A 22,096-nucleotide genomic window follows, 5' to 3' on the forward strand; every position below is an offset into this window, starting at 1 on the left:
AAACCGGCGTTATCCCTTGCTGGCTGCGGCTTGCAGCCATAAATCCGCACTTTTGCTATCGCCAATGTGATGATTTATTCATCAAGCCGACATCTGGCTTTCATGCCGCGGTCACATTTCTCTTGCAGGGTATAGCCCTATCTTAAGGTGTATTGCTCATCCTGCTGGTTTGCACCAAGAGCTAATGTTGCCGTGGAGATTTTTCTTATGCCGCAGTTGTCCAGACATCCGACCACTGTCTACCAGGCCGTCGCCGCCGAGTTGGAAGCGGAGTTACGCGCCCATTACCGCAGTGGCGATTATCTGCCTTCAGAAAAACAACTGGCGGAGCGTTATGCCGTTAACCGCCATACGTTGCGCCGCGCGGTGGACGATTTGGTGAAAAAAGGGCTGGTGCAACGCCGCCACGGCATCGGCATCCTGGTGTTGATGCGCCCCTATGACTACCCGCTGCATGCGCAGGCCCACTTTAGCCAGAACCTGCTGGAGCAGGGCAGCGAGCCTAGCAGCGAACGGTTGCTGGCGGTGCTTAGCCCTGCCAGCCAGGACGTGGCAGCCTCCCTGGCCTGCTGCGAAGGCGACAGCGTGATCCACCTGCGCACTCTGCGCCGGGTCAATGGCGTACCGGTTTGCGTGATTAACCACTTTCTGCCGCAGCTTGCCTGGTGGCCCGAACTGCAACAGTTCCGCAGCGGCTCACTGCACGATTTTATTGCGCAACGGTTGGATCAAGTGTTGATCCGCACGCAAACGCGCATCAGCACCCGCCAGGCCCAGGCGAAAGAGAGCCGGCTGCTGGAAATTGAACCGCAAGCGCCGTTGCTGTGCGTGCGCACCCTCAACAAAACCGCAAGCGGTGAAATGGCGGAATACTCCATCAGCCTGACCCGCGGCGACATGATTGAACTGACGCTGGAGCATTGAATGGAACAGTTAAAGCAACGCCAACAGTGGCTCTCCGTGCTGGCCCACAGCCCGGCCGCAGAGCTGGAAAAACGCTGGCAGCCCCTCAAATTGCAGCTGCAGTATCAGCTGTTGCGCGCGCCGGAGATCGGCCTGGCCCGTTTGCAGGCGCGCATGGGGGGCACCGGCAAGCGCTTCGTGCTGGGGGATATGACCGTCACCCGCGCCGTGGTGCGCCTGGCCGACGGCACCTGTGGCTACAGCTATGTGGCGGGGCGCGATAAGGCGCATGCCGAGCGTTGTGCGGTGATTGATGCCTTACTGCAGCAGAGTGAGAACCACAGTCTGTTGCAGGAACAGTTAATCAAGCCGCTGGCGGCGCAGCGGGAGGCGTTGCGCTTGCAGCGCGCCCGTGAAATCGCCAGTAGCAAGGTGGATTTCTTTACGCTGGTACGTGGAGATAACGCATGACATTACAGGCAAGTTTTAATCACCCGGTGGCCGATGCCCAGCACGCCTTTCGCCGCATCCTGAAGGCGATGAGCGAACCGGGAACGGTGGTGGCGCTGCCGTTGCAGCAGGGCTGGGGAAGCGTATCGCCGGCGGCTACGGCGGCGCTGTTGACGCTGGTCGATCATGAAACCCCGGTATGGCTCGACGCCGCATTAAGCGATGACGCCGTGCGCAGCAACCTGCGGTTTCATACCGGCGCTGCGTTGGCCGAGGATCAGGCCGCGCCTTTCGCTCTGATCCAGGCCTCTTCGGCAATCGATTTTTCACGCTTTGCCGCCGGCGACGATTTGGCGCCGGAGAAAAGCACCACGGTGATTATCGACGTGGCCGCGCTGGCCGGTGGGGAACCGTTGCGTCTGAGCGGGCCGGGGCTACAGGCGCCGCGCACCGTCGCGCCACAGTTGCCGGCAGCGCTATGCCGCTACCTGTGCCAGCGCGCCAACGCTTTCCCGCAAGGTATCGATCTGATATTGACCAGCGGCACGGCATTAATGGCGCTGCCGCGCACCACGCATGTGGAGGTGTGCTGATGTACGTTGCCGTTAAGGGTGGTGAAAAAGCCATCGAAAATGCCCACCGCTTGCAGGAGGATTTGCGCCGCGGTACGCGTGAGGTGGCCGAGCTGGATTGCCGGCAGGTTGAACAGCAACTGGGGCTGGCGGTGGATCGCGTGATGACCGAAGGCGGGATTTACGACCGCGATCTGGCCGCACTGGCCATCAAACAGGCCAGCGGCGATCTGGTGGAAGCCATCTTCTTGCTGCGCGCCTACCGCACCACGCTGCCGCGCCTGGCCGACAGCCAGCCGCTGGCGACCGGGAACATGCGCATCGAGCGCCGCATCTCGGCGGTTTACAAGGATTTGCCCGGCGGGCAGGTGCTTGGCCCCACCTACGATTACACGCACCGTCTGTTGGATTTCACGCTATTGGCCAGCGGTGAAGCGCCGGTGCCGCAACGTGGCGACGCGCCGGAGCAGGCGCCGTGCCCGCACATGTTTGATCTGATGACCCGCGAAGGCTTCGCCGCGCTTGAAGAAGATGACGGCAGCGAACCGCTGGATATCACCCGCGAGCCACCCAGTTACCCCGCGCCCCGTAGCGCCCGGTTGCAACAGCTGGTGCGCGGCGATGAGGGTTTTCTGCTGGCGCTGGGGTATTCAACGCAGCGCGGCTATGGCCGCACCCATCCCTTTGCCGGCGAGATCCGCAGCGGCTTTGTTACGGTCGAGATCGCACCGGAAGAATTGGGCTTTGCGCTGGAGATCGGTGAAGTCCTGCTGACCGAATGTGAAATGGTCAACGGTTTTACCGATGCGCCAGGGGCTGCGCCGCACTTTACCCGCGGCTATGGGCTGGTGTTCGGGCGCTCGGAGCGCAAGGCGATGGCGATGGCGCTGGTGGATCGCGCCCTGCAAACCGCCGAGCATCAGGAAAGCGTCGCCAGCCCGGCGCAGGACGAAGAGTTTGTCCTGTCGCATGCCGATAACGTCGAAGCGGCGGGCTTTGTTTCGCACCTCAAGTTACCGCACTACGTCGATTTCCAGGCCGAGCTGGAACTGTTGAAGCGCTTGCGCCAGGAATACCAGGAGAATAACGATGCGTGAGTTGAGCGGTTATAACCCAGGCTATCTGGACGAACAAACCAAGCGGGCGATCCGCCGGGCGATACTGAAAGCGGTGGCGATCCCCGGCTATCAGATGCCGTTTGGCGGCCGCGAAATGCCGATGCCCTACGGCTGGGGCACCGGCGGCATTCAACTGACCGCCAGCCTGATCGGCGAAAACGATGTGCTGAAGGTGATTGACCAGGGGGCGGATGACACCACCAACGCGGTGTCGATTCGCCGCTTCTTCCAGCGCGTCAGCGGCGCGACCACCACCGAGCGCACTACCGAGGCGACGCTGATCCAAACCCGCCACCGCATTCCGGAAACACCGCTGCGGGAAGATCAGATCCTGGTTTATCAGGTGCCGATCCCCGAGCCTTTGCGCTTTATCGAACCGCGTGAAACGGAAACCCGCAAAATGCACGCCCTGGAAGAATATGGCGTTATGCAGGTGAAGCTGTATGAAGACATTGCCCGCTACGGCCATATCGCCACCACCTACGCCTACCCGGTGAAGGTGAATGACCGCTATGTAATGGATCCGTCGCCGATTCCGAAGTTCGATAACCCCAAGATGCATATGATGCCGGCCCTGCAGCTGTTCGGCGCCGGGCGTGAAAAGCGCATCTACGCATTGCCGCCTTACAGCAAGGTGGAAAGCCTGGATTTTGACGATCATCCTTTCAGCGTCCAACAGTGGGAGCAGCCTTGCGCACTCTGCGGTTCGCGCCATAGCTACCTGGACGAAGTGGTGATGGATGACAGCGGCACGCGCATGTTTGTTTGCTCGGATACCGATTATTGCCATCAGCAGCAGGAAAAAACACATGAACAGTGAACAGCCGCTGCTTGCGGTAAACAACCTTACCCACCTTTATGCGCCGGGCAAGGGCTTTGAAGAGGTCTCGTTTTCGCTTTTCCCCGGCGAAGTGTTGGGTATCGTCGGCGAATCCGGCTCGGGAAAAACCACGCTATTGCACGCCATCTCGGCGCGCTTAACTCCCCAGCAGGGGCAGGTCGATTACCAGGGGCGCGATCTCTACCGCATGAGTGAAAGCGAACGGCGCCGCCTGCTGCGTACCGAATGGGGCGTGGTGCACCAGCACCCGCTGGACGGCCTGCGCCCACAGGTGTCGGCCGGCGGCAACATCGGCGAGCGGCTGATGGCGGTGGGCCAGCGCCACTATGGCGAGATCCGCCGGCAGGCCGGCCGCTGGCTACAGGATGTGGAGATCCCGGTTTCACGCATTGACGATTTGCCCACCACCTTTTCCGGCGGCATGCAGCAGCGCCTGCAAATCGCCCGCAACCTGGTGACCCAGCCGAAGCTGGTGTTTATGGATGAGCCGACCGGCGGGCTGGATGTGTCGGTGCAGGCGCGCCTGCTGGATTTACTGCGCACCCTGGTGCGCGAGCTGAATCTGGCGGTGGTGATTGTCACGCACGATCTGGGCGTCGCGCGCCTGTTGGCGCACCGGCTGCTGGTGATGAAGCAGGGGCGGGTGGTGGAAAGCGGCCTGACCGACCGCGTGCTTGACGATCCGCAGCACCCTTATACGCAACTGCTGGTGTCGTCTGTCCTGGGCTGATGTGCATTCCGCCGCGGCTTTTCCGGCGCGGCGGGTGGCGACCAATTGGAGCACAACATGAACACACAACTTCGCGTTGAACATCTTTGCAAGACCTTCGTCCTACACAATCAGCATGGCGTGGCCTTGCCGGTGCTGCACGACGCCAGCCTGGAGGTGAACGCCGGCGAATGCGTAGTGCTGGACGGCCATTCCGGCAGCGGCAAATCCACGCTGCTGCGCTCGTTATACGCCAACTATCACCCCAACAGCGGCCATATCTGGGTGAAGCACCATGCGAACTGGGTGGACCTGGTCGACGCGCCGGCCCGGCAGGTGCTGGCCATCCGCCGCGATACCATTGGCTGGGTCAGCCAGTTTCTACGGGTGATCCCACGCACCTCCACGCTGGATGTGGTGATCCAGCCGCTGCTGGAGCGCGGCGTTGAACGCAGCGTGTGCGAAGCGCGCGCCAAACGGTTGCTGGCCCGGCTCAACGTGCCGGAGCGGCTGTGGGGGCTGGCGCCCTCGACGTTTTCCGGCGGCGAGCAGCAGCGCGTGAATATCGCGCGCGGTTTTATCGCCGATTACCCGATCCTTTTGCTGGATGAACCCACTGCGTCTCTCGACAGCGCCAACAGCGATGCCGTGGTGCAGTTGATCGAAGAAGCCCGCGCGCGCGGCGCCGCCATCGTCGGTATTTTCCACGATGATGCCGTACGTGAGCGCCTGGCCGATCGCCTGCACGTAATGAAGCCTCTCCACCAGGAAATGCAAGCATGATTATCAATAACGTTCAGTTAGTGTTGGAAAATGAGGTCGTTTGCGGTTCGTTAGAGATACGGGACGGGCTGATCGGCAGCATCAGCGATTCTGGCAGTGCGTTGCCCGAGGCGCTAGACGGTGAAGGGGGCTTCCTGCTGCCGGGCCTGGTTGAGCTGCATACCGACAACCTCGACAAGTTTTTTACCCCGCGCCCCAAGGTTGACTGGCCGGCCTATTCGGCGATGAGCAGCCACGATGCGCTGATGGTAGCCAGTGGCATTACCACCGTGCTGGACGCGATCGCCGTGGGCGATGTGCGCGACGGCGGCCACCGCCTTGATAACCTCACCAAGATGATTGATGCCATTCGCCATAGCCAGGAACAGGGGCTGAACCGCGCCGAACACCGGCTGCATCTGCGCTGCGAGCTGCCGTATGACGCCACGGTGCCGCTATTTGAGCAATTGATGCATACGCCCGGGCTATCGCTGGTATCGCTGATGGACCATTCCCCCGGCCAGCGCCAGTACACTTCGTTGCAGAAATACCGCGAGTACTTTCAGGGCAAATACCATCTCAATAACCAGCAGATGGCCGAGTTTGAGGAGCAACAGACGCGTCTGGCGGCCCTCTGGTCGCAGCCCAACCGGCGGGCGATCGCCGCGCTGTGCCGCGAACGGGGGATTGCGCTGGCCAGCCATGACGACGCGACGGCGGAACACGTTGACGAATCGCAGCAGATTGGCAGCGCCATTGCCGAATTCCCGACCACCGAGGCCGCCGCGCAGCGTTCCCGTGAACTGGGGCTGTTGGTGTTGATGGGGGCGCCCAACGTGGTGCGCGGCGGTTCGCACTCCGGCAACGTCTCGGCGATACAGCTGGCGCAACAGGGCCTGCTGGATATTCTTTCCTCTGACTATTATCCCGCCAGCTTGCTCGATGCCGCGTTCCGCCTGGCCCAGGATGACAGCGCCCCCTATGACCTGCCGCGCGCTGTGGCGCTGCTGACGCGCAACCCGGCGCACGCCGTTGGGCTGCGCGATCGCGGCGTGATCGCGCAAGGGCTGCGTGCCGATTTGGTGCTGGCGCATACCCGGCACGGCCATGCGCATGTCCGGCATGTGTGGGCGCAAGGCCGGAAGGTGTACTGATGGCGCGCTTAATCTGGCTGATGGGCGCATCGGGCGCGGGCAAGGACAGCCTGCTCAATGCGCTGCGCGAACAGCCGATTGACAATATGCTGGTGGCGCACCGCTATATCACCCGCGCCGCGGACGCCGGCGGTGAAAATCATCTGGCGCTGAGCGAAGCCGAATTTTTGCGCCGCCGGGCGCGCGGGCTGTTTGCCCTTGACTGGCAGGCGCACCGCTACCGCTATGCGCTGGGAATCGAAGTGGATCTGTGGCTGGCGCAGGGGTGGGATGTGATCGTCAACGGTTCCAGGCTGCATCTGCCGCAGGCGGCGGCGCGCTATGGCGCACGGTTGCTGCCGGTGTGCCTGCAGGTCTCGGCGGCAGTACTGGCGCAGCGCCTGCGTGAGCGTGGGCGGGAAAGCGACAGCGAGATTGAACAACGGCTGCTGCGCGCCCGCGAAGCCGCGCAGCAGCACGGCCTGCAGTTGAGTAACGACGGGCCGTTGGCCGCCACGGTGGCGACGCTGCGCCGGCTGCTGGAGGAAAACGCATGAGGCTCACCTTTTTGGGTACCGGCGGGGCGCAACAGGTGCCGGTCTTTGGCTGTGATTGCCCGAGCTGCCGGCGGGCCCAGCAACTGCCGTTATACCGGCGCGGCCCCTGTAGCGCGCTGATCCAGTGTGACGGGGAGAGCACCCTGCTGGATGCCGGGCAGTGCCATCTTGAACAGCGCTTTCGGCCTGGCGAGCTGCAGCGCATCCTGCTGACCCACTACCATATGGATCACGTTCAGGGGCTGTTCCCGCTGCGCTGGGGCGTGGGCGCCGCTATCCCAGTGTATGGGCCGCCGGATGACGCCGGTTGCGACGATCTGTTCAAACACCCGGGGTTATTGGCCTTTCAGCCGCCGGTCACGCCGTTTGTGGCGATGGCGTTCGGGGCGTTGAGCGTCACGCCCATCCCGCTGATTCACTCGAAGTTGACCTACGGCTACCTGTTTGATTACCGGGGCCGAAGGTTGGCCTGGCTGTGCGACACCGCCGGCTTGCCGGCGCCAAGCCTGCAGTTTTTGCGCACGCAGCCGCTCACGCACCTGGTGCTGGACTGCAGCCACCCACCCACGCAGCCCGCGCCGCGCAACCACAACGATGTCACTCAGGCATTGGCGATCCGCCAGGCGCTATCACCCGCGCAGTGCTGGTTAACCCATTTAAGCCATGAAGTGGATAACTGGCTGATCGATAACGCTTTGCCGCCCGGGGTGGCCGCGGCTTACGACGGCCAGATCCTGGCGTTATAGGTTGTCGTGGTTTGTTCATCTTTTAATCATTTAACGGTCATAAAGACATCACATTGCTTGCCCTTAATAAGTGGCAACCTTCACGTTTAATAAACGGATACCAAGATGGCACAGGCACTATTGAAATCCGCTCCTGAATACAGCACCCCGCTGCGGCCGGTCCGCCAGGCACGGGTACTCTCCGTGCGCGGGCTGGGCAAAGCCTGGACGGCGCAGCGCCGGGTACTGGACGATATCAACTTCGATCTGCACGCCGGCGAGTTAGTGGCGGTGATCGGCCGCTCCGGGGCGGGGAAATCGACGCTGCTGCACATGCTCAACGGCACCATTCCCGCCACTGACGGCGAAATCATCAATTACGGCGCTAACGGCGAGCAGCAGGATGTGATCAAGCTCAACAGCCGCCAAATGCGCCAGTGGCGCACGGACTGCGGTATGATCTTCCAGGATTTTTGCCTGGTACCCCGCCTGGATGTGCTCACCAACGTGTTGCTCGGCCGCCTTAGCCAAACCTCAACGCTCAAATCCATCTTCCGCGTGTTCTCCGACGAAGACCGCGCCCGCGCCATTGAACTGCTGCAATGGTTAAACATGTTGCCGCAGGCTTTGCAGCGTGCGGAAAACCTCTCCGGCGGCCAGATGCAGCGCGTCGCGATTTGCCGCGCACTGATGCAGCAGCCAAAAATCCTGCTGGCCGATGAGCCGGTGGCCTCGCTCGATCCGAAAAATACCCGCCGCATCATGGATGTGCTAAGCGAAGTGAGCCAGAAAGGGATCAGTGTGATGGTCAACCTGCATTCGGTTGAGCTGGTGAAAAGCCACTGTACGCGGGTGATTGGCATTGCCCAAGGCCGCATTGTGTTTGACGGCCACCCCACACAATTAGACGAAACGCTGCTTCAGACGCTGTATGGCGATGAGGTTAATCAACTGAATTAACACTTTTTTGCACCCTTTATTTTTTAATACAACAGCAGGCGACAACATGAAAAAGATCCTTGGTTTGACCACGATGTTAACCGGCGCGCTGATGGCATTTGGCGTTGCTGCGGCCCCCACAGAGCTTAACCTGGGGATATTGGGCGGGCAGAATGCCACACAGCAGATCGGCGATAATCAGTGTGTCAAACAGTTCTTCGATAAAGAGCTGGGCGTTGAGACCCGGCTGCGCAACTCTTCCGACTACACCGGCGTGATCCAAGGGCTGCTGGGCGGCAAAGTGGACCTGGTGCTGAGTATGTCCCCGTCATCTTTTGCCTCGGTGTATCTCAAAGATCCTAACGCGGTGGATATCGTCGGGATCGCGGTTGACGATAAAGACCAGTCACGCGGCTATCATTCGGTGGTGGTGGTCAAAGCCGACAGCCCCTACAAAAAACTGGAAGATCTGAAAGGAAAAGCCTTTGGCTTTGCCGATCCGGATTCCACCTCCGGCTTCCTGATCCCCGATCAAACGTTTAAAAAGACGTTTGGCGGCAATAGCGACGACAAATACAACAACTTTTTCTCCAGCGTCACCTTCTCCGGCGGCCATGAGCAGGACATCCTCGGTGTGCTGAACGGCCAGTTTGACGGCGCCGTTACCTGGACATCGATGGTGGGGGATTACAACACCGGCTATACCGTGGGTGCCTTTACCCGCCTGATCCGGATGGATCACCCCAATCTGATGCAGCAAATCCGCATTATCTGGCAATCGCCGCTGATCCCGAACGGCCCGGTGCTGGTCAGCAACAAGCTGCCGGCGGATTTTAAACAAAAAGTGGTTGCCGCCATTCACAAGCTGGATAAAGAACAGCACGCCTGCTTCATTAAAGCGATGGGCGGCACGCAGCATATCGGCCCGGCAACCCTGGCCGACTATCAAAACATCATCGACTTGAAACGCGAATTGATGAAGGGCGGCCGCGGTTAACGGTTGGCTATTGCGCCCCTGCTGAACGGCGGGACTGGCCGGGTGCGGCGTAAGCCGTAGCCCGGCTTTGCGTCAGGGAAGGGCAAACAGTGTGCGGGGCGACCGACGGCTGATTAAGAGCATACAGGATACTGTTTTGAATAACGATTTTGAGCGCTATTACCAACAGATCAAAGGGCGGCAAAAGCGTGATGCCTTGCTTTGGTCTTTGCTGCTGGCCGGCCTGTTTCTTGGCGCCGGCAAGGTGGCGGAATTCAATCTGGCGACCATCTGGCATGCGTTGCCGAACTTCTTTGACTACCTGCGTGAAACGCTGCCGGTGCTGCACTGGCGGCTGCTGTTCGCCGATGGCCGCACCGAAGGCTCTCTGGCCTATTGGGGCTACCGTTTGCACATACAGCTGCCGCTGATTTGGGAAACGCTGCAACTGGCACTGGCCGCTACCGTGGTGGCGGTCATCGCGGCGGCGATACTGGCTTTTTTCGCCGCCGCCAACACGCAAAGCCCGGCGCCGCTGCGCTTTGCTATCCGGGCGGTGGTCGCATTTTTGCGCACCATGCCGGAGCTGGGCTGGGCGGTGATGTTCGTGATGGCGTTCGGCATCGGCGCCATCCCCGGGTTTTTGGCGCTGGCGCTGCACACTATCGGCAGTTTGACCAAGCTGTTTTATGAGGCGATTGAAAGCGTCTCGGACAAGCCGGTCCGCGGGTTGGCGGCCTGCGGCGCCAGCAAGCTGCAGCGGATGCGCTTTGCCTATTGGCCGCAGGTCAAGCCGATCTTTCTTTCCTACAGCTTTATGCGTATGGAGATTAACTTCCGCTCCTCGACCATTCTCGGCCTGGTCGGCGCCGGCGGTATCGGCCAGGAGTTGATGACCAACATCAAGCTCGATCGTTACGATCAGGTCAGCATCACCCTGTTGCTGATTATCATTGTGGTGTCCTTGCTGGACAGTATCTCCGGCCGTTTACGGCGCGTTGTGGTAGAGGGGAAAGCAGCATGATGGCGGTTGTACAGCCCGATGTGGCACGCATGAAAACCGAACACCCGGAACTGTTCCAGATACAGCGGCGGTATTTGCGCCGCGTGACTTTGCTGATACTGGCGATCGTGTGTTATTACCTGTTTTTTTTCCATGCGTTTGGTATCAGTGGGGCGCAGTGGATCAATGGTGTTCAGCAGTTGGGGCGTTATTTTGCCCGTATGTTCATCTGGAAAGATTTTGTTAACTGGCCGTTTGGCTACTATCTCTCGCAAATCGCCATTACGCTGGCGATTGTGTTTGCCGGCACCATTACCGCCACGCTGCTGGCGTTGCCGATCTCATTCTTTGCCGCCCGCAATGTGATGCAGGGCCGCCTGCTGCGGCCGATTGCTTTGCTGGTGCGCCGGCTGCTGGATATTTTCCGCGGTATCGATATGGCTATCTGGGGGCTGATATTTGTGCGTGCCGTGGGGCTGGGGCCACTGGCCGGGGTGATGGCGATCGTTATGCAGGATGTCGGCCTGCTCGGCAAACTCTATGCCGAAGGGCATGAGGCGCTGGAGCGTTCGCCGAGCCGTGGCCTGAATGCGGTGGGCGCCAACGTGTTGCAAAAGCACCGCTTCGGCATCTTTACCCAATCCTTCCCGACGTTTTTAGCACTGAGCCTGTACCTGATCGAATCCAACACCCGTTCCGCCGCGGTGCTGGGCTTTGTCGGGGCCGGGGGCGTTGGCTTGGTTTATGCGGAAAACATGCGCCTGTGGAACTGGGATGTGGTGATGTTTATCACGCTGATCCTGGTGGTGATCGTCATGGTGATGGATGCCATCTCGGCGCGGCTGCGGCAGCGCTATATTGTGGGTAAGGATATCCCGCTGTTTAATCAGGGCGAATAAGCGTGGGCCACAGCCGTTGCCTGCCGGGGTTAAAAGCGTATCATTGTACTAATACGATGGGTTATTTGAAGGTGGTACAATGTTGACAACCGTGTTGATGTACGCGCTGGCATCGCTGGCGGTTACGGTGATACCCGGCCCAACCATGTTGCTCGCACTGACAAACGGCGTGAGCAAAAGCAAGAAAGTTATTTTGATGGGGGTCGCCGGGGCAGCGCTTTCCGATTTTATCCTGATTGGTATGGTGGCGCTGGGGCTAGGCTCGCTATTGCTTGCCTCCAACACGTTGTTTTCAGTGGTCAAATGGCTTGGCGCCGGCTACCTTTTTTGGCTCTCCTGGAAGTTATGGCGCTCAACGCCGGCGATGTTAAAACCGCTGGCCGGTGAGCCGGCCACCCAGCGCAGCGGCAAGCGGGCGTTTATGCGAAGCCTGCTGGCGGCGTTGTCAAACCCGAAAGGGCTGCTGTTTTTTTCCGCTTTCCTGCCGCAGTTTATCGTTGTCAATCATCCCCTGGTGCCGCAATACGTTGCGTTTGCCTGCACAACGGTGGCGATAGATGTGGCTATCATGCTGCTTTACGCCTTTGGCGGCATGCAGGCTGCGCGCTTGCTCACGGTGGCCGGCTTAAAAAGGCTCAATCGCATCAGCGCCGCACTGATGTTTTTTCTTGCCGGCGGCCTGGCCGTCTGGCGCCGTAATTGAAAGGGCAATAACGAATTTTTTCATTTATCCAGGGAGGAATACATGACCTATAAACAAACGGTTGCAGCGGAAAACTGCGCCAATATGGCGGAGATCAGGCACGAGATTGACGCGCTGGATCAGGAAGTGATCCGCCTGCTTGGGCTGCGCTTTGGCTATGTAAAAGCGGCGGCGCCGTTTAAAAGCACCCCGGATGAGGTGCAGGCGCGCTTCAATAGTATGCTGGCGCAACGGCGCCAGTGGGCGCAAGCGTGCGGGCTGGATGGCGCGGTGATTGAGAACATGTACCGCGATCTGGTGAGCTGGTTTATTGCCCAGGAAATGTCCCACTGGTCAGAGCAACAAACCACCTCGCGATAAACGCATTGCGGCGGCGGAACCGTCACCGCCGCCGCACAGACGTTATTTGATGCCCATCGCGTCGTGCAGGGTGTAGAACAGATCGGTCTGATCGGTCAGGCCAATGACGTTGGCGGCATGATCCTGTTTATCGATGGATGCGCCTTCCACCTGCAGGAAGAAGCCGTTGTCATTTTTGCTCAGCAACTCAATGGCTTTATCTGTCATCTGTGCCAGCGAAGGCGTATCCACCGTGCGTTGCGGGTTGGCCGTACAGATGATCGGCTTTGGTCAGGCCGCTCAGCCCGTTAACATCGCTCACCACCTGATATCCCAGCATCTGCGCCTGCTCGTGCAGCGTTTTACCCTGGTATTTTCCCGCCCTGGCGGTTTCGTTGAAGGTTTTCTCACCGCCGAAGGTGACGTCGGCACGCGCGGCCAGCGGCTGTTCGGCGATGGCGCCTTTGCCGCCGTTTTCCAGTGCTGTGGCCAGGCACTGCGCGGTGCAGAGGAAGATAAGCTACTGGCAGTTCGCCCGTTCCAGCCGGCGGTAGAGCGTGCTGCGGGAAATCCCCAGCTTTTTCGCCGCCAGGCTCATATTGCCGTTGGCTGCGCGAATCGCCGCCTGTTCATCCAGCGCCTCCGGCCCCGCGGGAGCGCTTTGTGGAGGGAGAGGGGGATCGATCTCCTGCGGCAGATCCGCCAGGCTAATTCTGTCGCCGTCATTGGCCAGCGCCAGCAGTACTTTCAGCACGCTCAGCAGCTGGCGTACGTTGCCTGGCCACGGTTGGCGCGCAAGGTGGCTTACAACCTCTTCCGGCAGTGCGATGTCGCGCTGCTCTGCGCCCAGCTCCTGCCACAGGCGGCGGATGAGGCGCGGCACCTGCGGCCATGCCCGCAATGGCGGAATGTGCAGGCGGTACTCCTGAATGCGGTAGAGCAAATCCTCGCGGAATTCGCCGGCCTGCACCATCGCGGCAAGATCGCGGTGGGTGGCGCAGATCAAGGCGAAATTCACCGGGAAGGCGCGGCTGCCGCCCAACGGCGTGACGCTTTTCTCCTGCAATACCCGCAGAAGACGGGTCTGCAGCGTCAGCGGCATATCGCCGATTTCATCCAGGAACAGCACGCCGCCGTCGGCTTCGCGCAGTTTGCCAATATAGCCTTTGGGGTTGGCGCCGGTGAAAGCGCCGGGAACGTAGCCAAACAGCTCGGACTCAATCAGATTTTCCGGCAGCGCCGCGCAGTTGATCGCCACAAAACGCCCGTGCTGCCATTTGCTGGCGGTATACAGGCGGTGGCTGAAGTGCTCTTTGCCGCAGCCGGTTTCACCGGTGATGCATAAGGCGATGCCGGCGTTGAGTATCCGCAGCGCCTTCTCTTTATTGATGCCGTTATCTTCGAGGGGTTCTTCCGCCGGCGCCAGCGAGAAATAACGCTGCGCCGGCGCGGAACGGGTGGCGAAATACCGTTGCTGGTTACTGGCCAGCAGCGTTTGCAGGCCGCCTGCCGGTGGGCATTGTGCAAACAGGCTGTTGAACTGCATGGCGCCGATGTGTTTTGGCGCCAGGTGGAACGCATTCATGGCCAGCTTGTTGGCCGCCATCAACACATCGTCTTCAAACACCAGCAGCAGTTCCTGCGTGCTGCCGAGCTGGCTGCTATCGTTGTGCAGCCGCAGCAGCCAGCGCCGGGCGGAAACGGTGCTTTTCACCCAGCGGTATTCAATATCGCACACCGCCTGGCGGATCAGCCTGCCGGCATGGTGATGGGGCTGTTGGGCGGGAGCGGACAGATCCAAAATGCCGGCGATGTGGCCGTCGGGGCGAAATAACGGCGCGGCGGAACAAAAGAGCGTGGCGTTTTGCGCCAGAAAATGCTCGTCGCCCGCCACTTCGCAGGGCGTATGCAACGCCAGCGCGGTGCCGATCGCGTTGGTGCCACGGGCATGTTCTCCCCACAGATTGCCCGGCGCCAGGGCGACACGCTCTGCTTTATGCAGAAAATCATGATTGCCGCAGGTTTCCAGCACCAGCCCGGAGGCATCCGCCAGCACCAGAATGGCGTTTCGCCTGACGATCTCGGCAGTCAGGCGCCGGAGCAACGGGCGCGCGATAGGGACAATCCAGTGGTTTTGTTCTTGAGCTTCTTTAAGCAGGGCGCTGGGCAGATAGGGGAGCGCTTCGTCATCACGGCACAGACCGTAACGCTGGCTGCGTTGCCAGGAGTCGGTCAGCAGGCCGGAGAGGTGGGGGGCCGTGACGCAGGGTACAGAATGCCGGGAATGGCTCGCTATTCTTTGTGGCATCGCGCGCTCCAGGATAATTCAATGTGATTTTTATGTATCATTTTGGTGTATTTGTTGTTGCGACATGCGACACAAAAACGAAACAGTAAATCATCTTTTTGCCATTATTTTGTTCAATTGTTCACGGTCTTTTTCTGATAACTGTTTGTTAAAACAGATTTTTAGGGCTTTTCCTCAATAAGTTTCCTCAGTTGGCATAAGAGATGCTTATGCCTCACGGTGCCGGCGCATTGCGCGTGTGGCCACTGTAGCGTCACTTTCTGATGAGGAGCTTCCCATGAAATATATTCATCCTGGACAGCCCGGTGCGCGTATCGCTTTTAAAACGCGTTATGGGAATTACATTGGCGGTAAATTTGTTGAACCTGTTTCCGGAAACTACTTCACCAATACCACACCGGTAACGGGTGAAGATGTGGCGCAGTTCCCGCGCTCCGACGCGCAAGATATTGAGCTGGCGTTGGACGCCGCCCATGCCGCCGCAGACGCATGGGGGAAAACCAGTGTGCAGGAGCGCAGCAATGTGCTGCTGGCGATTGCCGATCGCATTGAGAAGCATCTGGAAACGTTGGCGTTGGCGGAAACCTGGGATAATGGCAAGCCGATCCGTGAAACCCTGAATGCCGACATCCCGCTGGCCGCCGACCATTTCCGCTACTTTGCCGGTTGCCTGCGCGCGCAGGAAGGCAGCGTGGCGGAAATCGACCAGCACACGGTGGCCTATCACATCTATGAACCGCTCGGCGTGGTGGGGCAGATTATCCCCTGGAACTTCCCGCTGTTGATGGCGGCCTGGAAGCTGGCGCCGGCGCTGGCCGGGGGCAACTGCGTGGTGCTGAAACCGGCCGAGCAAACGCCGCTTAGCATCTGTGTGCTCATGGAGCTGATTGGCGATCTGCTGCCGGCTGGGGTGGTGAACGTGGTACATGGCTACGGCATTGAAGTGGGTGAACCCCTGGCGCGCAGCAAGCGCATTGAGAAAATCGCCTTCACCGGCTCAACCCCGGTGGGGCGGCGCATTCTGTCTTGCGCGGCAGAAAACATTATCCCCAGCACCGTAGAGCTGGGCGGCAAGTCGCCCAATATTTTCTTTGAAGATATCTTCCGCGGCGAGCCGGAGTTTCTTGATAAGGCGGTGGAAGGGGTCATTTTGGGCTTCTTCAACCAGGGTGAAGTGTGCACTTGCCCGTCGCGCGTGCTGGTGCAGGAGTCGATTTACCCGCAGTTTGTGGAGAAGGTGCTCGCCCGCATCGCCACCATTCACAAAGGCGATCCGTTTGATACCGCCACCATGGTTGGCGCGCAGGCATCGAAAGAGCAGTTCGACAAAATCCTTTCTTATATCGAGATCGCCAAAAACGAGGGCGGCGAGATCCTGACCGGCGGCTCGCAGGTGCGGCACGACGCCGCGCTGCGCAACGGTTTCTACATCCACCCGACGTTGATCAAAGGGCACAACGGCATGCGTTGTTTCCAGGAGGAAATTTTCGGCCCGGTGATCGGCATCACCACGTTTAAAGATGAGGCGGAAGCCGTTGCGCTGGCCAACGACACCGAATACGGCCTGGGCGCCGGCGTATGGACGCTGGATGCCAACCGGGTGTGGCGCATGGGGCGGGCCATCAAGGCCGGCCGCGTCTGGACCAACTGCTATCACATCTACCCGGCACACGCCGCTTTCGGTGGTTATAAAAACTCCGGCATCGGCCGGGAAACTCACAAGATTGCCTTGTCGCACTACCAGCAGGTGAAAAACCTGCTGGTGAGCTATGACACCAAGCCGCTCGGTCTGTTCTAGAAAACGCCCTGTTATCCCTACAAAATACGAGGTTTACTATGAAAAAGATGAAAGCCGCTGTGGTTAACGCCTTTGGCAAACCGTTGGTGATTGACGACGTACCGGTGCCGGAAATTACCCCAGGCAAGATCCTGATCAAAATCGAGGCCACTGGCGTCTGCCATACCGATCTGCACGCGGTGGACGGCGACTGGCCGATCAAACCCAACCCGCCCTTTATTCCTGGCCACGAAGGCGTGGGCCATATCGTGGCCGTCGGCAAAGGCGTGAAACACCTGAAAGAGGGCGATCGGGTTGGCGTTCCGTGGCTCTATTCCGCCTGCGGGCATTGCGAACACTGTTTGGGCGGTTGGGAAACCCTGTGCCACACCCAGCAAAACGCCGGTTACTCGGTCAACGGCAGCTTTGCGGAATATTGCCTGGCGGATGCCAACTATGTGGGGATCCTGCCCAAAGGCGTCGACTTTATCGGCATTGCGCCGATCCTGTGCGCCGGCGTGACGGTGTACAAAGGGTTGAAAATGACCAACACCAAAGCCGGTGACTGGGTGGTGATTTCCGGCATTGGCGGCCTGGGGCACTTGGCGATCCAGTATGCCCGCGCCATGGGGTTGAACGTGGCGGCGGTGGATATCGACAACGACAAGCTCGAATTTGCCAAAAAGCTGGGGGCCACGGTGGTCGCCAATGCCAAAGAGGTTGATCCCGGTACCTGGTTCCATGAGCAGTTCGGCGGGGCGCATGGCGTGCTGGTAACCGCCGTTTCGCCGAAGGCGTTCGCCCAGGCGACGACCGTGATGCGCCGCGGTGGCACCATGGTGCTCAACGGGTTGCCGCCGGGCCGGTTCGATCTTTCGATCTTTGATATGGTGCTGGACGGCATCACGGTGCGCGGTTCGATTGTCGGCACGCGTAAGGATCTGCAGGAAGCACTGGACTTCGCCGGCCATAAAAAAGTGGCCGCGGAGGTGACGGCCGAGCCGTTAGAAAACATCAACGATATCTTCACCCGCATGCGCGAAGGCCATATTACCGGCCGCGTGGTGGTTGATATGTCGTTGTAACCCCGCCAGGCCGCCGCTTGCCGGCGGCCTTGTCCGCATGCTCTATACTGGTTCCTTATCACTAATCTATCGTAAGGAACCGCGCTAACGTGAAGCTCCTGCTGGGATGGGTACTGATTATTGCGGCGCTGGCGCTCTTGTTGCCCTGGGGCCTGCGTTATCTGCCGGCGGCCTATAACCCTTTTGCGCCGCTGTCGGTGAGCGATCCGCCCACGCTGATTACTCGCTACAAGCTCAAACGCCTGGCTGACGATCCGGCCGCCTGTATGGCGGTGCTGGAGCGCGCCCGCGCCGCCGGTTTCGTCACTTTCAGCACCGCCGCCCCGGTGACGGGCAACTGTCCACTGCCGGCGCCGGTGCGCATCCAGCGATTTGCCGGCGTGGGTTTAAGCAGCAGTTTTCTCAGCAGCTGCGCGATGGCGGTCAGCAGTACGATGTTTGTGATGGAGGCGAAAACTCTCACCGCGCAAAGCCCGTTGAATTCGCCGCTGGTGCGGATTGACCATCTGGGCAGCTATGCGTGCCGCAACGTTTACCACCGGGCGCAAGGGCGGCTAAGCGAACATGCCACGGCGGAAGCCTGGGACCTGGCGGCCTTCCACTTGCAAAACGGCGAGCGGCTTAGCGTGCTGGATAACTGGCAGCGGCCGGCGGAGAAGGCGGCGCTGCTCCGGCAGTTGAATCTGGCGGGATGTGATTATTTCGGCAATGCGTTGGGGCCGGATTATAACGCGGCGCACGCCAACCATTTTCATTTCGGCATGCGGGGTTTTGGGCTGTGTTCTGTTCCAGGTCGGTGAGGTTTGATGTGGTTCGGTGAGGTTTCAGTCGCCACCACGCCGTTGTTTTTTGCAGCGCTGCAGCCCGCGCCCGTTCTTTGTTGGGGCCGGGGAAGGTTTCGGTCGCCACAACGTCGTTGTTTTCTGCTGCACCGCAGCCTGCGACCGAGTTAGGGGCCGTGGGCGCGGCCCCTAACGACCCGCGCCTGCGCCATATCAGGCGGCCGCTGCGCGGCTACCCTCACTGTGTCACTTCGCATTAACGGCCGGCTACGACAGGCGTCCCTGCCTGTCTCGCCTGAAACCGCCGTCCTGGCGGTTTCGCCTATGCTACGTTCCGCCGTTCGGCGCCTTCAATGGCTTCAACCCCGGTGCTCCACTCACCAAATGCGTTGTCTTTGGGATTAACTTATGTCAAAACCGAAGGTTAGGTTGCCCGGTGGCGATAGATTGGGGTGTTGACGTTTAGCGCGCATCTTGGGCTGCCGAGCAAGGCACCGTTGCCAGGGGCAATCGGCCACGGACGGCCGACCCGCCCGGCGACGGGGACGCGGCGAGGGTACCCGCGCAGCGGGCAGGCCATGTTAAGCGCAGGCCGGGGTGTCGGGGCCGGGCCTTCGGCCCTGACAATTGCCGTGTGCAATGGCCGCAAAGAAACACAGTACGATTAAGGCAATTCCACTTACGCTGGTGACGGCAGAGTACTGTTTTAGCAACGTTCTTTGCCCTGACCGCGAGGGTTTCGGTCGCTATAACCCGGCCGTTTTTTGTCGCACCGCAGCCCTCGCCCGAGTTAGGGGCCGTGGGCGCGGCCCCTAACGACCCGCGCCTGCGCCATATCAGGCGGCCGCGGCGCGGCTGCCCTCACTGTGTCACTACGCATGAACGGCCGGCTACGACAGGCGTCCCTGCCTGTCTCGCCTGAAACCGCCGTCCTGGCGGTTTCGCCTATGCTACGTTCCGCCGTTCGGCGCCTTCAATGGCTTCCACACCCGTGCTCCACTCACCACATGAATCGTCTTTGAGATTAATGAATTAACCCACATCACAGCCGATACCACCACCGTATGCCCCGACGTTGCACCTGAATGGTGCAAACCAACCGCTGCTGGCCTATGCGCTACGGCGACCAGCTTTACTGAATGCCCAAATCCCGCCGTTATGCCTGCTTTGCTCGCCAGTGCTTAACCTTTTCCCCCCTGATGGCGCAAGAAAAGTAAAAAAAACGGCGGTATTTCAATACTGGCGGGATTTTTGCTAGTGAATTGTGGGGGGCGTCTCATTAAGCCCTCGCGTAATTTATTTTTTCTATCTACACATAAACGTGACTACTCCACGCCGCCGGCGTCCGCTAAAACAGTGCTGAGGAAAAGAATAATGTCAGTGAAATTGATGAAAAGTCCGCTCGCTGCTCTGCTTATCGGTTGTTTTAGTTCTGCTTTCTATGCTCATGCCGATATTGTTATTGGCGTTGCCGGGCCATTCTCCGGCCCGAATGCCACCTATGGGGATCAATATTGGCGTGGGGCCTCACAGGCTGCCGCGGATATTAACGCCGCTGGGGGCATCAAGGGGGAAAAGATCAAGCTGGTACAGGGGGATGATGCCTGTGAACCGAAACAGGCGGTGGCCGTTGCCAACCGGCTGGTGGATCAGGAACACGTTGCCGCCGTGGTGGGGCATTTCTGCTCATCGTCCACCATGCCAGCCTCCGAAGTGTATGACGAAGCCGGTATTCTGGCGATCACCCCGGGTTCCACTAATCCGCAGATTACCGAACGCGGCATGACCAACATGTTCCGCATGTGCGGCCGCGACGATCAGCAGGGTGGGATTGCCGCCGACTATATGATCGACAAACTGAAGGCGAAAAACATCGTCATCATCCACGACAAAGATACTTACGGCCAGGGGTTGGCGGATGCGGCCAAGGCGGCGCTTGCCAAACGCGGCGTCAAAGAAGTGATGTATGAGGGCCTGTCGCGCGGTGAAAAAGATTTCAATGCGCTGGTCACCAAAATCGCTTCGGTGAAGCCGGACGTGGTCTACTTTGGCGGCTGCCACCCAGAGGCCGGCCCGCTGGTGCGCCAAATGCGTGAGCAGGGCGTGCAGGCGAAGTTCTTCTCCGGCGACTGTGTGGTGACGGAAGAGTTGGTTACCGCCGCCGGCGGGCCGCAGTACACCAACGGTGTATTGATGACCTTCGGCAGCGATCCTCGCCAGATCCCGGACGGCAAAGCAGTGATCGCCAAGTTCCGGGCCGCGGGCTTTGAGCCGGAAGGCTACACCCTCTATTCCTATGCGTCGATCCAGGCCATCGCCGCGGCTTTCAGCGCCACCGGCGGCAAAGACAGCGCCAAAGCCAGCGAGTGGCTGAAATCGCACGATGTGGATACGGTAATGGGCAAAAAAGCCTGGGACAGCAAAGGCGATCTGAAAGTGTCCGACTACGTGGTTTATCAGTGGGATGACCAAGGGAAATACCACCAGCTGTGATCCCCGGCTGGCGCAGCAACGGGCCCATGTGACGTGGGCCTGTACCCCAACCCCTTTTGGCCGCCTGTTGTTAAGCTTGCGGCCTGCCACAGGCGAGACTGCTTATTATGGATGTTTTCTTTCTGCAACAGTTGGTTAACGGCCTGACCCTGGGCGCGGTATACGGTTTGATCGCCATTGGTTACACCATGGTGTATGGCATTATCGGCATGATCAACTTCGCCCATGGCGAGGTGTATATGATCTCTGCCTACCTGTGCGCCATTGGCCTGGCGCTGCTTTCCTTCTTCGGCCTGCAATCTTTCCCGCTGCTGATCCTCGGCACGCTGGCCTTTACCATTGTGGTGACCGCCGTTTACGGCTGGGTGATTGAGCGTATCGCCTATAAGCCGCTGCGCAACTCTACCCGTCTGGCGCCGCTGATTTCCGCCATCGGCATGTCGCTGATCTTGCAAAACTACGCGCAAATCAGCCAAGGGCCGCGCCAGCAGGGCATCCCGACGTTGCTCGACGGCGTGTTCCGCATCAACTTCGACGGCGGCATCATCCAGATCACCTATACCAAAGTGTTCATTCTGGTTGCTTCGCTGCTGGGCATGGCGATCCTCACCTATATCATCCAGCACACCCGGTTAGGGCGCGTGTGCCGCGCCACCCAGCAGGACCGCAAAATGGCGTCCATCCTGGGGATTAATACCGACCGGGTTATCTCGACGGTGTTTGTGATCGGGGCCGCGATGGCCGGGCTGGCTGGGGTGCTGGTCACCATGAACTACGGGACCTTCGATTTCTATGTCGGCTTTATCATCGGCATCAAGGCGTTCACCGCGGCGGTGCTGGGTGGGATCGGCTCGCTGCCGGGCGCCATGCTCGGCGGGCTGTTGCTGGGCGTGGCCGAAGCGCAGTTTGCCGGCATGGTGAACTCTGATTACAAAGACGTTTTCTCGTTCGCACTGTTGGTGGTGATCCTGATTTTCCGCCCCCAGGGCCTGTTGGGCCGGCCAATGATCGCCAAAGTGTGA

At 59.9% G+C, this 22,096-nt stretch carries 22 protein-coding genes and 1 pseudogene; 21 read left to right on the forward strand and 2 right to left on the reverse strand.

Annotated features, from left to right (window positions below; genetic code table 11):
* Nucleotides 1-207 precede the first annotated feature (207 nt).
* The 16 genes from phnF (at nucleotide 208) to ABFX35_RS05375 (ending at nucleotide 12,650) form a co-directional block, all read left to right on the forward strand.
* A complete protein-coding gene (gene phnF / locus ABFX35_RS05300) occupies nucleotides 208-924 on the forward strand; it encodes a phosphonate metabolism transcriptional regulator PhnF (RefSeq protein WP_346079653.1) in 717 nt (238 codons plus the stop codon).
* Nucleotides 925-1,374, forward strand: coding sequence for a phosphonate C-P lyase system protein PhnG (phnG, locus tag ABFX35_RS05305; RefSeq protein ID WP_346079655.1), 450 nt, complete (start codon nucleotides 925-927; stop codon nucleotides 1,372-1,374).
* Nucleotides 1,371-1,946 carry a phosphonate C-P lyase system protein PhnH gene (phnH, locus tag ABFX35_RS05310; RefSeq protein WP_279025234.1) on the forward strand — a complete coding sequence of 192 codons (576 nt, stop codon included), beginning with the start codon at nucleotides 1,371-1,373 and terminating at the stop codon, nucleotides 1,944-1,946. The genes phnG and phnH overlap by 4 nt, the downstream gene beginning before the upstream one ends.
* On the forward strand, nucleotides 1,946-3,022 hold the full coding sequence (locus tag ABFX35_RS05315; protein WP_279025232.1) for a carbon-phosphorus lyase complex subunit: 1,077 nt from the start codon (nucleotides 1,946-1,948) through the stop codon (nucleotides 3,020-3,022). Before phnH ends, ABFX35_RS05315 begins: the two co-directional genes overlap by 1 nt.
* Entirely contained in the window at nucleotides 3,015-3,863 is an 849-nt protein-coding gene (locus ABFX35_RS05320) for an alpha-D-ribose 1-methylphosphonate 5-phosphate C-P-lyase PhnJ (RefSeq protein ID WP_279025230.1), read from the forward strand. The genes ABFX35_RS05315 and ABFX35_RS05320 overlap by 8 nt, the downstream gene beginning before the upstream one ends.
* Complete coding sequence (phnK, locus tag ABFX35_RS05325; RefSeq protein WP_095844919.1) at nucleotides 3,853-4,614, forward strand: phosphonate C-P lyase system protein PhnK; 762 nt, start codon at nucleotides 3,853-3,855, stop codon at nucleotides 4,612-4,614. The genes ABFX35_RS05320 and phnK overlap by 11 nt, the downstream gene beginning before the upstream one ends.
* Nucleotides 4,615-4,671: 57 nt before the next feature.
* Nucleotides 4,672-5,376, forward strand: coding sequence for a phosphonate C-P lyase system protein PhnL (gene phnL / locus ABFX35_RS05330; protein ID WP_279025227.1), 705 nt, complete (start codon nucleotides 4,672-4,674; stop codon nucleotides 5,374-5,376).
* A complete protein-coding gene (gene phnM / locus ABFX35_RS05335; protein WP_346079658.1) occupies nucleotides 5,373-6,509 on the forward strand; it encodes an alpha-D-ribose 1-methylphosphonate 5-triphosphate diphosphatase in 1,137 nt (378 codons plus the stop codon). The genes phnL and phnM overlap by 4 nt, the downstream gene beginning before the upstream one ends.
* Complete coding sequence (gene phnN / locus ABFX35_RS05340; RefSeq protein WP_279025223.1) at nucleotides 6,509-7,045, forward strand: ribose 1,5-bisphosphokinase; 537 nt, start codon at nucleotides 6,509-6,511, stop codon at nucleotides 7,043-7,045. The genes phnM and phnN overlap by 1 nt, the downstream gene beginning before the upstream one ends.
* A complete protein-coding gene (phnP, locus tag ABFX35_RS05345; RefSeq protein WP_346079661.1) occupies nucleotides 7,042-7,791 on the forward strand; it encodes a phosphonate metabolism protein PhnP in 750 nt (249 codons plus the stop codon). Before phnN ends, phnP begins: the two co-directional genes overlap by 4 nt.
* 105 nt (nucleotides 7,792-7,896) lie before the next feature.
* Nucleotides 7,897-8,730 (forward strand): phosphonate ABC transporter ATP-binding protein, encoded by an 834-nt coding sequence (gene phnC, locus ABFX35_RS05350; RefSeq protein ID WP_346079663.1) that lies wholly within the window; start codon nucleotides 7,897-7,899, stop codon nucleotides 8,728-8,730.
* 46 nt (nucleotides 8,731-8,776) lie between these two features.
* Complete coding sequence (gene phnD / locus ABFX35_RS05355; protein ID WP_121555269.1) at nucleotides 8,777-9,706, forward strand: phosphonate ABC transporter substrate-binding protein; 930 nt, start codon at nucleotides 8,777-8,779, stop codon at nucleotides 9,704-9,706.
* A gap of 136 nt (nucleotides 9,707-9,842) precedes the next feature.
* Nucleotides 9,843-10,709, forward strand: a complete 867-nt coding sequence (gene phnE / locus ABFX35_RS05360) for a phosphonate ABC transporter, permease protein PhnE (RefSeq protein ID WP_346079666.1) — start codon at nucleotides 9,843-9,845, stop codon at nucleotides 10,707-10,709.
* The gene (gene phnE / locus ABFX35_RS05365; protein ID WP_346080860.1) at nucleotides 10,709-11,587 is read left to right on the forward strand and encodes a phosphonate ABC transporter, permease protein PhnE; all 879 of its coding nucleotides are present in this window, start codon (nucleotides 10,709-10,711) and stop codon (nucleotides 11,585-11,587) included. The genes phnE (ABFX35_RS05360) and phnE (ABFX35_RS05365) overlap by 1 nt, the downstream gene beginning before the upstream one ends.
* Before the next feature lie 79 nt (nucleotides 11,588-11,666).
* Complete coding sequence (locus tag ABFX35_RS05370) at nucleotides 11,667-12,290, forward strand: LysE family translocator (RefSeq protein ID WP_095844912.1); 624 nt, start codon at nucleotides 11,667-11,669, stop codon at nucleotides 12,288-12,290.
* Between the two features lie 42 nt (nucleotides 12,291-12,332).
* Nucleotides 12,333-12,650: a chorismate mutase gene (locus ABFX35_RS05375; protein ID WP_346079668.1), complete on the forward strand. Its 318-nt coding sequence runs from the start codon at nucleotides 12,333-12,335 to the stop codon at nucleotides 12,648-12,650.
* 84 nt (nucleotides 12,651-12,734) lie between these two features.
* Here the strand turns inward: ABFX35_RS05375 and ABFX35_RS05380 are convergent.
* Nucleotides 12,735-13,128 (reverse strand): annotated as a pseudogene (locus ABFX35_RS05380) (alkaline phosphatase); the annotation flags it as partial.
* Nucleotides 13,129-13,149: 21 nt separating this feature from the next.
* Nucleotides 13,150-14,937, reverse strand: coding sequence for a sigma-54-dependent Fis family transcriptional regulator (locus ABFX35_RS05385; RefSeq protein WP_346079670.1), 1,788 nt, complete (start codon nucleotides 14,935-14,937; stop codon nucleotides 13,150-13,152).
* 277 nt (nucleotides 14,938-15,214) lie between these two features.
* Between ABFX35_RS05385 and exaC the strand changes: the two genes are divergently transcribed.
* The 5 genes from exaC (at nucleotide 15,215) to ABFX35_RS05410 (ending at nucleotide 22,096) form a co-directional block, all read left to right on the forward strand.
* On the forward strand, nucleotides 15,215-16,735 hold the full coding sequence (gene exaC / locus ABFX35_RS05390) for an acetaldehyde dehydrogenase ExaC (protein WP_346079672.1): 1,521 nt from the start codon (nucleotides 15,215-15,217) through the stop codon (nucleotides 16,733-16,735).
* A gap of 38 nt (nucleotides 16,736-16,773) precedes the next feature.
* Nucleotides 16,774-17,799, forward strand: coding sequence for an alcohol dehydrogenase AdhP (gene adhP, locus ABFX35_RS05395; protein ID WP_346079674.1), 1,026 nt, complete (start codon nucleotides 16,774-16,776; stop codon nucleotides 17,797-17,799).
* A gap of 89 nt (nucleotides 17,800-17,888) precedes the next feature.
* Nucleotides 17,889-18,599, forward strand: a complete 711-nt coding sequence (locus ABFX35_RS05400) for an extensin-like domain-containing protein (protein ID WP_346079676.1) — start codon at nucleotides 17,889-17,891, stop codon at nucleotides 18,597-18,599.
* Between the two features lie 1,356 nt (nucleotides 18,600-19,955).
* Nucleotides 19,956-21,074 (forward strand): branched-chain amino acid ABC transporter substrate-binding protein, encoded by a 1,119-nt coding sequence (locus tag ABFX35_RS05405; RefSeq protein ID WP_346079678.1) that lies wholly within the window; start codon nucleotides 19,956-19,958, stop codon nucleotides 21,072-21,074.
* A gap of 107 nt (nucleotides 21,075-21,181) precedes the next feature.
* Nucleotides 21,182-22,096, forward strand: a complete 915-nt coding sequence (locus tag ABFX35_RS05410) for an ABC transporter permease subunit (RefSeq protein ID WP_095844904.1) — start codon at nucleotides 21,182-21,184, stop codon at nucleotides 22,094-22,096.

This window comes from Gibbsiella dentisursi (assembly GCF_039539505.1).
Classification (GTDB): domain Bacteria; phylum Pseudomonadota; class Gammaproteobacteria; order Enterobacterales; family Enterobacteriaceae; genus Gibbsiella; species Gibbsiella quercinecans.

Excerpts from the sequence above, each read along its gene's own strand:
- ABFX35_RS05405 (WP_346079678.1), top strand. The coding sequence starts at position 19,956 with ATGTCAGTGAAATTGATGAAAAGTCCGCTCGCTGCTCTGCTTATCGGT.
- phnN (WP_279025223.1), top strand. The coding sequence starts at position 6,509 with ATGGCGCGCTTAATCTGGCTGATGGGCGCATCGGGCGCGGGCAAGGAC.
- phnH (WP_279025234.1), top strand. The coding sequence starts at position 1,371 with ATGACATTACAGGCAAGTTTTAATCACCCGGTGGCCGATGCCCAGCAC.
- phnE (WP_346080860.1), top strand. The coding sequence starts at position 10,709 with ATGGCGGTTGTACAGCCCGATGTGGCACGCATGAAAACCGAACACCCG.
- phnP (WP_346079661.1), top strand. The coding sequence starts at position 7,042 with ATGAGGCTCACCTTTTTGGGTACCGGCGGGGCGCAACAGGTGCCGGTC.
- ABFX35_RS05385 (WP_346079670.1), bottom strand. The coding sequence starts at position 14,937 with ATGCCACAAAGAATAGCGAGCCATTCCCGGCATTCTGTACCCTGCGTC.
- ABFX35_RS05315 (WP_279025232.1), top strand. The coding sequence starts at position 1,946 with ATGTACGTTGCCGTTAAGGGTGGTGAAAAAGCCATCGAAAATGCCCAC.
- ABFX35_RS05375 (WP_346079668.1), top strand. The coding sequence starts at position 12,333 with ATGACCTATAAACAAACGGTTGCAGCGGAAAACTGCGCCAATATGGCG.
- ABFX35_RS05410 (WP_095844904.1), top strand. The coding sequence starts at position 21,182 with ATGGATGTTTTCTTTCTGCAACAGTTGGTTAACGGCCTGACCCTGGGC.
- exaC (WP_346079672.1), top strand. The coding sequence starts at position 15,215 with ATGAAATATATTCATCCTGGACAGCCCGGTGCGCGTATCGCTTTTAAA.
- phnC (WP_346079663.1), top strand. The coding sequence starts at position 7,897 with ATGGCACAGGCACTATTGAAATCCGCTCCTGAATACAGCACCCCGCTG.
- phnG (WP_346079655.1), top strand. The coding sequence starts at position 925 with ATGGAACAGTTAAAGCAACGCCAACAGTGGCTCTCCGTGCTGGCCCAC.
- phnM (WP_346079658.1), top strand. The coding sequence starts at position 5,373 with ATGATTATCAATAACGTTCAGTTAGTGTTGGAAAATGAGGTCGTTTGC.
- phnD (WP_121555269.1), top strand. The coding sequence starts at position 8,777 with ATGAAAAAGATCCTTGGTTTGACCACGATGTTAACCGGCGCGCTGATG.
- adhP (WP_346079674.1), top strand. The coding sequence starts at position 16,774 with ATGAAAAAGATGAAAGCCGCTGTGGTTAACGCCTTTGGCAAACCGTTG.
- ABFX35_RS05320 (WP_279025230.1), top strand. The coding sequence starts at position 3,015 with ATGCGTGAGTTGAGCGGTTATAACCCAGGCTATCTGGACGAACAAACC.
- ABFX35_RS05370 (WP_095844912.1), top strand. The coding sequence starts at position 11,667 with ATGTTGACAACCGTGTTGATGTACGCGCTGGCATCGCTGGCGGTTACG.
- phnK (WP_095844919.1), top strand. The coding sequence starts at position 3,853 with ATGAACAGTGAACAGCCGCTGCTTGCGGTAAACAACCTTACCCACCTT.
- phnL (WP_279025227.1), top strand. The coding sequence starts at position 4,672 with ATGAACACACAACTTCGCGTTGAACATCTTTGCAAGACCTTCGTCCTA.
- phnF (WP_346079653.1), top strand. The coding sequence starts at position 208 with ATGCCGCAGTTGTCCAGACATCCGACCACTGTCTACCAGGCCGTCGCC.